This is a genomic window from Clostridium ljungdahlii DSM 13528 (assembly GCF_000143685.1).
In the GTDB taxonomy this organism is placed as follows: Bacteria; Bacillota; Clostridia; order Clostridiales; family Clostridiaceae; genus Clostridium_B; species Clostridium_B ljungdahlii.
Genome location: NC_014328.1, coordinates 291,325 through 304,386 on the forward strand (window position 1 = coordinate 291,325; position 13,062 = coordinate 304,386).

The window sequence follows — 13,062 nt, forward strand, 5'->3', positions numbered from 1 at the left end:
CCTCAAATTGTAAATTTTTCCACAAGATTGTTTAAGGATACGGCTAATGCACTAGACTCCTCAGCACTAGCTGCCACATTTTCAATTGCTGAATTTTGTTCTTCGGCAGATGCGGCAACTTCTTCGCTGCTAGCTGCAGTGTTTTCAGTAATAGTGGCAACTGTATTAATAAGATTTACTATTTTGTCAGAAGTAGCAACTTCATCTTTTGTAACATCTACTATTTCATTTACGTTGTTTGATATTTGATTTACGGCGTCTATGATACTTACAAAAGATTTATCGGCATCTTTTGCTATTACTACACCAGATTCAACCGCGTCTTTGCTGGAATTCATGTTTTTTACAGCTTTGGTTATTTCATTTACCATTTTACTTACCAATGAAGATATTTCATTTGCGCCAGTGTTAGTTTCTTCTGAAAGTTTACGAACTTCTTCTGCCACCACGGTAAAGCCCTTTCCGTGTTCTCCCGCTCTTGCTGCTTCAATAGCTGCATTTAGTGCTAATAAGTTAGTTTGAGATGAAATACTGTTTATGGTATCAATAATTCCGCTTACTTTTTTGGAAAGCTCCTGCAGGACTTTTAAAGTAGTTTCTGTTGCAGTTGATGATTTACGGATATTTTCAATAGCATCAACTGTATTTTCAATTTTATTTCTTCCTTCTTCTGCAGTGTCCATAGTATGTTTGGAATTCTTTTTAGCTGTGAGTGCCCTATTCTGGGATATTTGAACCAAGCTTGACAGTTGGACCAAAACTTCTGATACTTCTACAATAGAGCTATTCTGAGTTTCAGCATCTTGTGCAACTTTTTCTATAGTGCCAGTCATTTGTTCTGTTGTAGAACTTATTTCCTCATTAGAAGAGGCTAGTTCTTCTGAAGAAGCAGCCAAATTTTCTGATGCATCTCTGACATTATGTATTGTATTATGCTGATGTTCAATCATTTTATTAAAGTATTCACCTAATGTCTGTAATTCGTCTTCTGTATTTATTTTAGCTCTTACAGTTAAGTTACCCTCACCAGCTTTGGTCATTAAACTTTCCAATTGTTTAATTGGGTTTATTATATCTCTCATAGAAAATCTATAGGATAAAAATATTGTAATAAGTAAAGCCAATATAGCTATTATAATTGTAAAGTTTCTAATACTTGCAGCAGGAGACATATATGTACTATAGTCAGCTTCTACTGCTATAATCCAATTATTATTGGAAACAAATTTTCCAAACTTACGTGATCCATTATAGCTATAGTATCCTTCGGAAGTTCCACTTGATTTAGCTTCATTTATCAAAGATTTTAATTGGTTGTTAGTGCTATTTAAAATATTCTCTTTAAATATCTTATCTGTTTTAGGATGGGAGATAATAAGTCCATCTTTATTAATCATATATGCATATCCAAAGTTACCTAATTTGACGTTAGATACTCCTTTAAAAGGTATTATTCCGATTAATGTACCTACAATTTTATTGTCAATTTTTAAAGGATGTGCAATTCCTATTACAGGTTTACCTGTAACTTTTGATATTAAAACAGTTTTTTTATTAGTGTTTTTAGAGCCTTCTAAGGCGTCTTTGACATAGTCCCTGTCACTATAGTCAACGTTATAATTTTCACTTGAGTTACTAATAATTCCTTTAGCTGATGCATTTGTGATAACTAGACTTTCTATTACACTACTGTTTTCTTTTTGTATTTTTTGTAGATAAGTATAGACTTCATTATTGTAAGTAGTATCGCCTGAAGCAATTTTTGCCATACGCTCATCAGAACTTAAAATTTTAATATACTCGTCTACTGAATCTATTTTTTCATTTATAGATTGTACTGTTTGACTTGAAGTACTTTCTAATTGGTTTTTAACTGTATTTTGCAATAAACTAGAAGTCCTAATATAAGAGAAAGTTCCTAAAATAATAAGAGGAACAGTTATAAATACAAAGAACATTAAACTTAATTTATTTTTTAAACTTTTTTTCATTAAAATACCTCCAAACTTTTATACTCTTGTTTAGTCGCCAAAACTCCCATCTTCGGTAAAAATGGGAGATAAGTAAATTTTGTACTTGGATAAGTTTTTTCAAATAATTATTAATGATAAATATTATTGTTATTTCCTAGCTAGCCAAGGATTTTTCTATAATTAGGGTATTTTGTTTTAATTCTATATGATCTGAAAGATTTTTAATGAGAAATAATCCTCTTCCTTCATCTTCTAGTATATTTTCATTATCTAATTGTTTGTTAATTATTGTATCTTTAAATCCAGTACCACAATCCTTAATTTCAAATTGAACATTTGAATCATCATATACATATTTTAAATAAATAGGTTTGTCCATGCTCATATTGTTACCATGCTTAAAGGCATTGGTTAAAGCTTCTGTAAGTATTAGCTTAATATCAAAATTATACTTTGAAGCATTTAACTCAGCAGTGATTTTATCGATAATCTGTTTGTGCTTGGACAAACCATATAGAATAAATTCATTACTTTTCATATCTAATCCTCCAAAATCATTTTATTTCCAAAGCTATTATTGTGCTGTCATCTTTTAATGCTCCGGTTTCATTGATTATGTTATTTAATTTAGCTTTCAAGTAAGTTATAAATTCAGTTAATGTGTGTGATTTAAGATAATTTTTTCTAATTTCATTATCATTAAATATGAAGTCCAACCCATCCGTAGGAAAATAAAATCTATCACCTTCTTTAAAGAAAATCACATTTTCATCAAATACTGCATTTTGAAACATACCTAGAAAAGGACCCCTAACTATGAATTCTTGTGGATTACAGTTGCTTTTTTGAAACATAAACTGGCTTATCCCAGCACCTGCTACTCTTGCTTCATTTTTCTTAAAATCTAAACTAAAACAGCAAGCAGCGATGCAGTGGTTATCACTTAAATAGTCAGCAATTTTTTTATTTAAAATTTTAACTATTTCAAGTGGATCACGGCTTATTAAAATTGCTTCACGAAATAAAACAAAAAATGCTAGTACATTAAGAGCTGCTGTAATTCCTTTGCCACTAACATCTCCAATTATTCCAAGAACTAAATCTTCATTTACTTTGTACAGCCTAAAAAAGTCTCCACTTACTGTTTTAGCAGGCATGTACAGGCTTTCTAATTTAAGTTTTTCAGGTATAGGAGATGTGTCTTCGATGTATTTTCTTTGAAGCTTAGAGGCTTCGTTTAGTCTCCTTTTCATATCAGAAATATTTCTAATTATTGCTTGAATCGCAGGACTGCCTTTATACATTAAATAACTTGCTGATATTTCTACATCTATTAGGGTATTACTATAGCGAATAATTTTATAGTCATATATGGATTTAGATTTTTTACCTTCTAATATCTGTTTCGCTCTTTTATGGGCGATTTTTATAAATTCCTTTGATATATATTTATAAATATTTTCTCCAATGATTTTATCATAGTCTGTACCTACTAAATTACAGGCCTTGTGATTCGCCAGTACAATTTTACTATCTACTGTTATAATGATTGCTTCTGGTGAAAGATTAATAATTTTGCGGTATCTTTCTTCACTTTCTCTAATTGTATTTGCTAATATTTTTTTCTTGGTAATATCTTTTTGCTGTTCTACAACAAATGCCACTTTTCCCAAATTGTCCATAACAGGATTATAAGTGCAATCCATAAATTTGTTATGCTCTGGAAAATATTTTTCTATTCTTATTAGTTTTTTAGTTCTAAGGGCTTCTTCTACACCGCAGTTTTTGCAGTTTTCTTTCATATTTAAAATTTCAAAACACTTTTTACCTTTAACTTCATCTTTAGTTTTTTTATAAAACTTACACCCAGCTTCATTAAAAAATAGAATCCTACCATTGGAGTCAAATACCTTTATAATATCAGTAATACCTTTTAAGACTCCTTCTAGAATCCATAAGTTATAATTTCCTTTATTTGCTTTATGTTTAGTAAAGCATTTTAAACTATCTAGGTAAAGTGTTTCTTTGTGATAAAGTTCACTTTCTCCTGATTTATAGTTCAAAGTATACCACCTCTGTACACACTAAATAATAAAAATAATTTTTCAAAATTATGGTACTGAATACTACCAATATAAATAATATACTCTAATGATACAATAATTATATGTTTTTTTAAAGCCATATTGTATTTAATTTCACTAATAAGAATTAAATGAATATGTTTACATTAAATTCAATACCATTAAATTTATATATGTAAGAGTAAAATTAATGCACTAATTATAAATTTTTATAATTAGTGCATTAATTTTATTAAATAATAATATAGTATACTATAGGCTTTCTAAGTGGAGGTTGGATTTGATATAGATCCAATTATTTTTAAACTGCGAAGGTTGAGTTAATAGTTAAAGACCAAAATGAATGAGGTTTTTCTTCACCATGTTGCGAAAATCTTAAATTTGAGGCAGGGTGATAAATATTGTCCCATAGAAAAATAATTGAAGATTATTATTGTGATGTAAATAATTTAGCAGAGCTATTATCTAAATTAACTAATTCCTATAGACTACTAATAGGTGGAGCTGGAGAATTAAATTCTATAGCAGGAGTGCATAAAGGTGAAGTTAAAGATTCCTTAAAGAGAGTATATAAGCTTGGAAATGTAATTGATAAAGTTGTGGATACATTAAAAGATTCTACTGAAGTATACTCAGAATACTGTAAAATTACTACTGAAGTTATAAAAGCAAAAATGCAAATTAAATACGTGGAAACAGAAATAGATGAAGAATTGTTTCTAAATAATTTAGACGATATGGATGAGGATGATGATACAAAAGGAGATTAAGTAAAATACATTTTTACTTAATCTCTTTTATAAAATGTAGTTATTTACTAAAATTAGAACTTCTTAAACCTATATTTACAAATCATAAGGTAAGAAAGTATTACGATAAGTAAAATGGTAAGTTCTGCAGGAACAGGATGTCTAAATGTAATTAAACAATATAAAGCCATAAACATACCTGCAAAAGTTATTGGAATACCAAAAAATTGTCCATCAAAATCAGTAATATTAAATCTTGCCAGTCTATATGCTCCACATATTGGTAACAATAATACTAACATATAACCTAATAATCCAAAAGTAGAAAAATTATATATATTAAATGTAAGAACTGATGGGGCAACTCCAAAAGAAACTAAATCTGCAAGAGAATCCAGTTGTTTACCTAATTCACTGGACACTTTTAAAAACCTAGCAACTCTTCCATCATATCTATCAGCTAAACATGCAAGTAGTATAAATATACCAGCCCATAAATAATTTTCCTGAAAGGACATCATTAGAGACATTACACCACAACTAAGATTAGCAAACGTAAACGCATTAGGCACTGAACTTCTAGCTATTTTAGCCACTGTGACCACTCCTTAAAAATAACAAAATTAAATTATATTCCCTCAACTTATTAAAAAGTATATAATTGCGTAAGTTAATTATACCTCATTTTATGAAAATAGTTAAGTACATAGTCTGTGTCTTTTCTATGACAAAATTGTAAATTTTTTGTTAAAAACATACAAGAAACTTCAATTCACAACTAAAATCATTTTGGAAAAGCCTTTAATGTAATAAATAGGTCATATATTTTCTATTGAATATTTATCAAAAATATGTAAATATTACATGTATAAGTTATAATACTAAAAACTATATACAGAATTTACTCTTTATTTTATTATATATTTAGTAATTTAATTTGTATTTTAAAATTAAAAAAAGGATAGTTGTGGATTTATGAGAAATAGTAAAGAAAGTATTTTTAAGTGTTTGATAGTATTTTTTTTGGTTTTTACTATCATATTTATTCTATACAAATATAAAGGAAATTTATATAGGATAAGTATGGATAGTATCAGAAGCTATATACAAAGCTATGGGAAATTTTCAGATATTATTTTTATTTTAATTTATACTATAAGACCTGTAGTGATTATATTGCCTGCATCTCTTATGTCAATAATTGCGGGGAGCATATTTAATTCATATATAGCTCTTTTGCTCAGTATGATTGGCTGCTTTGGATCAGCTACACTAGCTTTCTTTTTATCTAGATTTTTAGGTAGATCTTTTGTAAATAAGATTCTTAAAGGGAAGGCTTTAACATTAAATGACAATATAGAAAAGTATGGATTTAGGATTATGACTGCAATGAGATTAAGTTTTGTATTCCCCTATGATCCACTTAGTTATGCTGCAGGACTTACAAAAATTAAATATAGAGATTTTATTTTTGGAACTTTAGTAGGAATTTTACCTGAAATGGTGACTTATTCCTTAATAGGAGGAAATTTGACAAAGCCGTTTTCATTTAAGTTCATATTGCCCATAATAGTTTTATTTATTATAGCATGTATTTCTATATACATGCATAAAAAAAAGTCTAAAGATACCAATAATTTATAAGTAACATAATCTTTAGATTAGGACATAATAAATATGAAATTAAATTTAAGGCATTTGAAAGAAAATAGGCTAGCATACTGACTAGTAGATATTTCTTTGAAAATGACTAAAGGGGTGTTTGAAATGAAAGTTAAAGATATAATGACTAAATCTGTAATAAGTTTAAATGATGACGATACTGTGGAAAAAGCAGCACAAATTATGCAGCAAAATAATATAGGAGCTGTTCCAGTTTGTAAAAATGGAAAAGTTATAGGAATTGTGACAGATAGGGATATAGCTATAAGATCAGCATCCCAGAGTGGAGGTACTGAATCCAAATTTGTAAGAGATATTATGTCGGCAAATCCTGTAACTGGATCACCTGATATGAATTTGGAAGATGCATCCAGAATAATGAGTGATAAGCAAATAAGAAGATTACCTATTGTTGAAAATAAAAATGTAGTTGGAATGGTATCTTTAGGAGATTTAGCAGTAAATCCTAAATCAAATACTCAGGCAGGAGATGCTTTGAGTAGTATATCGGAAAATAACTACTCAGCATTTTAGAATTTAATAATTTGTAAATAAATCCACAAGATTTACAAGTAATCTTGTGGATTTATTACTTTAGGTGATATAATATCAGGTGACATATTTAAATAAAGAATCTAGGTTTGTAATTTATATAATTAGAGGAGTTTAACATGAATAAAGTGAAATTTATTTATAATCCATATTCAGGAGAAAATACAATAATATCAAATATAGATAAAGTTATTATGATACATCAAAAATATGGTTATGAAATAGTTCCTTTTAGAATAAGTTTTGAATTTGACATAAAAAAGGCATTTGAAGATATAGATGAAACTTACAAATACATACTGATAGCTGGAGGGGATGGAACAGTAGACAATGTTGTAAACTGTATGAAAAGGTTAAATATAGATATGCCTATAGCCATACTTCCGGTAGGAACTGCCAATGATTTTGCTAAATTTATAGGAATGCCGCAAAATATTAAAAAGGCCTGCCAACAGATAGTAAACAGTGTTCCTAAAAAATTAGATTTAGGAAAGGTAAATGACAAATATTTCATAAATGTTGCTAGTACGGGACTGTTTACGGATGTATCTCAAAAAACAGATGTAAATTTAAAAAATACTATGGGAAAGTTAGCATATTATGTTAAAGGATTAGAGCAACTTCCAAATTTAAGAAAAATTAAGGTAAAAGTTAAGTCTGAGAATGCAATTTTTGATGGGGACATGTACCTTATGCTCATATTTAATGGACAGATGGCAGGAAACTTTAAGTTTGCATATAAAGCTCAAATTCAAGATGGACTTTTAGATGTAATTATAATAAAAGCAGGAATGATAAAGGATATTATATCACTATTTATAAAAATGCTAAGAGGAGATCACTTGGAAGATACTTCTGGACTTATATACTTTAAATCAAATAAAATAGAAGTGTATTGTGATGAAGATATAGTCACTGATATAGATGGTGAAAGGGGACCGGATTTTCCACTTGTTATAGAGTGTATTAAAGGTGGAATAGAAGTTTTAGGATTAAAAGATGAGATAAAGTTATAAATTTATTTAAAATAGTAATATAAGATAAGCGATATTAATAAATATAATTAGAATACTATTAATAAAGAAGGAGAATATATGGCATTCTACGTTTATGTTTTTTTATTGCTTATCATGCTTATAATGCTCTTCAGAGGAGCTATTTTAATTAGATTTTTATCGTATAAAATAAAAGTTGTAGCTTTTATTATTATAGGGGCTATGTTGTTAAGGTACACTTCTATTTTTATTATGTACTTTTCCAGCAGTATGAAATATTTATATTTGCTGAAAGTGCCTTTTTTCTTGAATTTACTCTCAGTCCCAATTATAGTTATTACAGTGCTTTATATTTTTGTAAGAAAAGATAATGTTAAATTTTATTACATATTTATAATAACTGCAGTACTTTGTGCTGCATATGCTATTGTGATGTATAAGTGCGAAGCTGTACTGCAGAACTTAGAGGAGTACAAGTTTATTTTAGGATATACTCTTGTTTTATCAAATCAATATATATACTGGGGATACTTGGTATTTAATACTTTAGTAATATTTTTTGTTTTGGGATTTGTTAATAAAACCAATGCCAATAAACTTGGTATATACATGGTATTGTTGGCAGCTTGCATAACTATATCAGAGCTCATAGCGTGGCTTATGGGTATTAGAGTCTTAGCAGAAAATGTACTTGGAGATGTAGGTTGGATTGTTGTTTTCATATATGCTTTGAGTAAAGTAAAAAAAACAGCTGACAGGATTAATTACAAAGTCCCTAACAAAGTTTCAGGTAAAAAATAACTTATGCTCCGAACATTTTTACAACATTTAACATGGTAAAAAGTTTAAAGTCCAAATATCAAAGTTCAAATAATGATGACTTCCCTCGTACCTCAGGAAATCTATAATTTTAATGTTTCATGACGTTGGGAGGAAAGTTATCATATAATGTTCTAATTTAAGAAATTCTTTTATATGTAAAGATATTTTTACAATAATGAAGTACTTTTAAATATTTTGTATATAAGTCTTAGTGAAAAATTCCTTAAAAAATTTTAGAACTTTCGAATTGTTTGAGGCATGAGTTTTCAAAAGTTCTTAGATTTTTGGAATTTTTTGCTTAGACTTATCAAAATATTTAACGTACTTAAGGTTGTAAAAATATCCGGAATATAAAGCCATTTCTTACTTAGAGCTCTTATGACTACTTTTATGATGACGTCTTCTTGGAGGATTTTTTGGTATTAAGCAATGAGGACCAGATCCAATTAGATCTTCACGACCACATTTGATTAAAGCCTCTTTTACTAAATTGTAATTTTTCGGAACAGAAAATTGTAAAAGTGCTCTTTGTTCATTTTTCTCTTTTTGTGATTTAGGTACATATACTTTCTCACCACTTAAAGGATTAATGCCTGTATAGTACATAGTTGTAGATAAACTACCAGGTGTAGGATAAAAATCCTGAACTTGTTCAGGAGTATATCCCATGCTTTTTATATACTCAGCTAGTTCTATAGCTGCATTTAAATCACTTCCCGGGTGACTGGACATGAGGTAAGGAACTAGATATTGTTTTTTATTTATTTTTTTGTTTATTTCAAAATATTTTTTTACAAATTTATTGTATACGTCCATTTTAGGTTTTCCCATTTGATTTAGAACCCTGTCGCTTATATGTTCTGGAGCTACCTTTAATTGACCACTTATGTGATATTTACATAAGTCTTCAAAAAAATCCGTATTTTTATCATTTATTAAATAGTCATATCTTATTCCTGAACGTATAAATACCTTTTTTATACCAGGAATTTTTCTTATTTTCCTCAATAGATTTAAGTATTCACTATGATCTATAATTAAGTTTTTGCAGGGAGAAGGGAAGAGACATTGTCTATTTTTACACACCCCAGCCTTTTCTTGTATTTTGCACGCCTTATGCCTAAAATTTGCAGTAGGACCTCCTACATCATGTATGTATCCTTTAAAGTCGTCTAAAGTAGTTAATAATTTGGCCTCGTCAATTATAGACTTTTGGCTCCTATTTTGGATGGTTCTACCTTGGTGAAAAGTAAGAGCGCAAAAAGAGCAGCCTCCATAACAACCCCTATGACTTGTAATGGAGAAACTTACTTCTTTTATAGCAGGTATTCCACCAAATTTTTCATATATAGGGTGGTATGTTCTCATGTAGGGTAAATCATATACTATATCCATTTCCTCTTCTGTTAATGGAAACTGTGGTGGGTTTTGAACAATATAATGATCTCCATGTTTTTGTATTAAGGTTTTTCCTCTTAATGCGTCTTGTTCGTAATATTCTAGTTTATAGCTTTCGGCATAAGCGTTTTTTTCTTGCGTTACTTTTTCAAAAGAAGGTACTTCTACATAATCCTTTATGAGCGATTTATCTTTACAAGGGTACACTGTACCTCTTACATCTGTAATTTTATGGATGCCCATTCCATATTTTAATAGGTTTGCCACTTGTACTATGGTTTTTTCTCCCATACCATATATGAGTAGATCTGCTTTTGAATCTAAAAGGATACTTCTTCTTACATTATCACTCCAGTAATCATAGTGGGCAAATCTCCTTAAACTAGCTTCTATTCCACCAATTACTATTGGAACATCCTTATAGGCTTCTCTTGCCCTGTTACAGTATACTATTACAGCTCTGTCGGGTCTGTAACCAGATTTACCTCCTGGGGAGTAAAGATCATCATGCCTTTTTTTCTTTGACGCGGTATAATGATTTACCATAGAATCTATATTTCCGGAATTTATTAAAAAAGCCAATTTAGGTTTTCCAAGTTTCATAAAGTCATTTACATTTTTCCAGTTAGGCTGAGCTATTATTCCTACTTTAAAACCCTCCTTTTCCAGGACTCTTGATATTATAGCTGAGCCGAAAGAAGGATGATCTACGTAAGCATCTCCTGTTATAAGGACAAAATCTAACTGATTTATATTTTTTGCGTTCATGTCATTTTTACATATAGGTAAAAAACTAGTATTTAAATTCAATTTACATTCTCCGTTCTTATATTTCAGATTTAGTTTCACTTATTTTTAGTATAACATATTATATTATGAGATAAATATTTAGGAATATGTAGATTTTGAATAGTGATAAGGAAAAGAGAACACACACTAAATAATATAAACATGCAAAGATAAATTATGATATTTTACATTAAAATGAGCAAAATGAAATTAAAGTATCATAACAGGTAAATATAAATAAATTTAATATTTACTAGTTGCATTATAGTGAATTTGTAATATAATTATAATATAAAAGTAAATGTTTATGTTTAATTATGTTAGGTGAGGCTCCTATATAGACATATGCTGCTGCCCCGAAACATCGAGAGATGCCAATGGGTGAACAGGTATTACCGTAGTAAGGTTTTACTTAATGCAGCTGGATGAAAATCTAAAGCTATATAGTGCTAAAACTCGTACGATTAAAAAAGTTTTAGTTTAAGAGCCCTATGGGCTTTTTTTAGTTGTTTGCATATGTTTAAATTTTTTAATTTAGGTGGTGTGTTAAATGGAAAACGGACCTTATGGAGGTCGGTGCATCTTAGAAGAAAATTTAATAGAAGGAGTGCAGGGAAGTATTAGGTCTAATTGGTGATGGCAATGCTATTGATAACTTTTAAAACGTTGATGTAGATTCTATAAATATTTCTCTGCATATAAGGAGGAATATTTATGAAAAAGTTATCTAGTTTCTTGTTGAGTAAGGTTCTTTATAAAAAGGTTTATAATGAATTTGACGAATATGTAGGGAAACTTTGGGACGTTTATGTATCTTCTGATCATGGAATGCCAAGAGCCATAGGATATAAGATAAAAAAGGGCAAAGAAATACTTAATTGTGAGTGTAGGAACATAAACTTTTATGATGATAACGACAAGGTTATAATTAAAGGAGAAGGTATAAGGGAAATAATACTTCAAAGTTATTCCTATCTTTTATCAAAACATCTTTTAGATAGACAGATAGTGGATATAAACGGGAAAAAACTTGTAAGAGTTAATGATCTCAGAATTGCAGAAATGGCAGGAGAGTATAGGGTTGTAGCAGTAGATACAGGAGTTCTTGCTTTAGGAAGAAGGCTTGGTATAGAAAAAATCATAAAAAAGTTTTATGATTTATTTAATAAAAAACCTGAAGATAGCCTTATAATTTGGGATAATGTAGAATCACTAGAAATGATAAATAACAATTTAAAACTTTCCGTACCATATAAAAAGTTATCTAAACTCCATCCTGCTGATTTAGCAGATATATTAGAAGATATGGATGTAAACTACAGAAAGAAGGTTTTTGAAAGTTTAGATGAGGATCTAGCAGCGGATACATTAGAGGAAATAGATCCAGAAGTACAGCTGGATATTCTGGAAAATTTGAGTCAATCTAAAAGGGATGAGGTATTATACAATATGCCTAATGATGAAATAGCGGATATTTTAGATGAAGTAGATAAAGATACTGCAGAAAAAATACTTATAAATATGGAAAAAAATGATGCAGATGAAGTAAGATCACTTATGGAATATAAGGAAGAAACTGTAGGAAGTATAATGAATAAGGATTTTATCTGCTTTAATATAAACATAACCGTTAAAGATACTATTGAGTTTTTAAAAGAAATTAATCCGGAAGATGAGGTATCACATTATATATATATTATCAATGATCAAAAGCAGCTTGAAGGTGTGGTGTCTCTGAAAGACTTGATATTGTCAGATTTTGAAGATACATTAAAGGCGATAATGATCAAGGATGTAGTAAGTATAAATCATAAGGAAAATATAGATGAAGCCATAGAGATGTGTTCAAAATATAATCTTATTTCATTACCTGTAATAGATGATGAAGAAAAGCTGTGTGGCATAGTTATAATGAATGACTTAGTAGAAGACATATTAATACCAAATTGGAGAAAAAGGCTAAGAAAAGTAGGATAGAAAATACTATCAATTCCACTTATTTAAAGTGAAATTGATAGTATTTTTTTATGTATTTTTT

11 protein-coding genes and 1 riboswitch are annotated in these 13,062 nt (G+C 29.1%); of the genes, 6 read left to right on the forward strand and 5 right to left on the reverse strand.

From position 1 onward, the window contains the following. Positions 1–2: 2 nt before the first annotated feature. The 3 genes from CLJU_RS01405 to CLJU_RS01415 all read right to left on the reverse strand — a co-directional run bounded on the left by CLJU_RS01405 (position 3) and on the right by CLJU_RS01415 (position 4,036). A complete protein-coding gene (locus CLJU_RS01405; RefSeq protein WP_013236971.1) occupies positions 3–1,991 on the reverse strand; it encodes a methyl-accepting chemotaxis protein in 1,989 nt (662 codons plus the stop codon). 136 nt (positions 1,992–2,127) lie between these two features. After that, a complete protein-coding gene (locus tag CLJU_RS01410) occupies positions 2,128–2,511 on the reverse strand; it encodes an ATP-binding protein (RefSeq protein WP_013236972.1) in 384 nt (127 codons plus the stop codon). Positions 2,512–2,527: 16 nt separating this feature from the next. Beyond that, a complete protein-coding gene (locus CLJU_RS01415; RefSeq protein WP_013236973.1) occupies positions 2,528–4,036 on the reverse strand; it encodes a SpoIIE family protein phosphatase in 1,509 nt (502 codons plus the stop codon). Positions 4,037–4,458: 422 nt separating this feature from the next. On the opposite strand from CLJU_RS01415, the gene CLJU_RS01420 reads away from it, so the two are divergent. Beyond that, complete coding sequence (locus CLJU_RS01420) at positions 4,459–4,827, forward strand: hypothetical protein (protein WP_013236974.1); 369 nt, start codon at positions 4,459–4,461, stop codon at positions 4,825–4,827. Positions 4,828–4,880: 53 nt separating this feature from the next. Here the strand turns inward: CLJU_RS01420 and pssA are convergent, their stop codons facing one another. After that, entirely contained in the window at positions 4,881–5,402 is a 522-nt protein-coding gene (gene pssA / locus CLJU_RS01425) for a CDP-diacylglycerol--serine O-phosphatidyltransferase (protein ID WP_013236975.1), read from the reverse strand. A gap of 487 nt (positions 5,403–5,889) precedes the next feature. Between pssA and CLJU_RS01430 the strand changes: the two genes are divergently transcribed. From CLJU_RS01430 to CLJU_RS01445, 4 genes are all read left to right on the forward strand, one after another. Then, entirely contained in the window at positions 5,890–6,450 is a 561-nt protein-coding gene (locus CLJU_RS01430) for a TVP38/TMEM64 family protein (protein WP_013236976.1), read from the forward strand. Positions 6,451–6,573: 123 nt separating this feature from the next. Next, positions 6,574–7,002 (forward strand): CBS domain-containing protein, encoded by a 429-nt coding sequence (locus CLJU_RS01435; RefSeq protein WP_013236977.1) that lies wholly within the window; start codon positions 6,574–6,576, stop codon positions 7,000–7,002. Positions 7,003–7,139: 137 nt separating this feature from the next. After that, complete coding sequence (locus CLJU_RS01440; protein WP_013236978.1) at positions 7,140–8,036, forward strand: YegS/Rv2252/BmrU family lipid kinase; 897 nt, start codon at positions 7,140–7,142, stop codon at positions 8,034–8,036. 78 nt (positions 8,037–8,114) lie between these two features. Then, on the forward strand, positions 8,115–8,816 hold the full coding sequence (locus tag CLJU_RS01445; RefSeq protein ID WP_013236979.1) for a hypothetical protein: 702 nt from the start codon (positions 8,115–8,117) through the stop codon (positions 8,814–8,816). 384 nt (positions 8,817–9,200) lie between these two features. On the opposite strand, the gene CLJU_RS01450 is transcribed toward CLJU_RS01445, so the two are convergent. Further along, complete coding sequence (locus CLJU_RS01450; protein ID WP_013236980.1) at positions 9,201–11,045, reverse strand: YgiQ family radical SAM protein; 1,845 nt, start codon at positions 11,043–11,045, stop codon at positions 9,201–9,203. 288 nt (positions 11,046–11,333) lie between these two features. Beyond that, a riboswitch (M-box (ykoK) riboswitch) is annotated at positions 11,334–11,500 on the forward strand. Positions 11,501–11,738: 238 nt separating this feature from the next. On the opposite strand from CLJU_RS01450, the gene CLJU_RS01455 reads away from it, so the two are divergent. Continuing rightward, a complete protein-coding gene (locus CLJU_RS01455; protein ID WP_013236981.1) occupies positions 11,739–13,001 on the forward strand; it encodes a magnesium transporter in 1,263 nt (420 codons plus the stop codon). Positions 13,002–13,062: the final 61 nt, after the last annotated feature.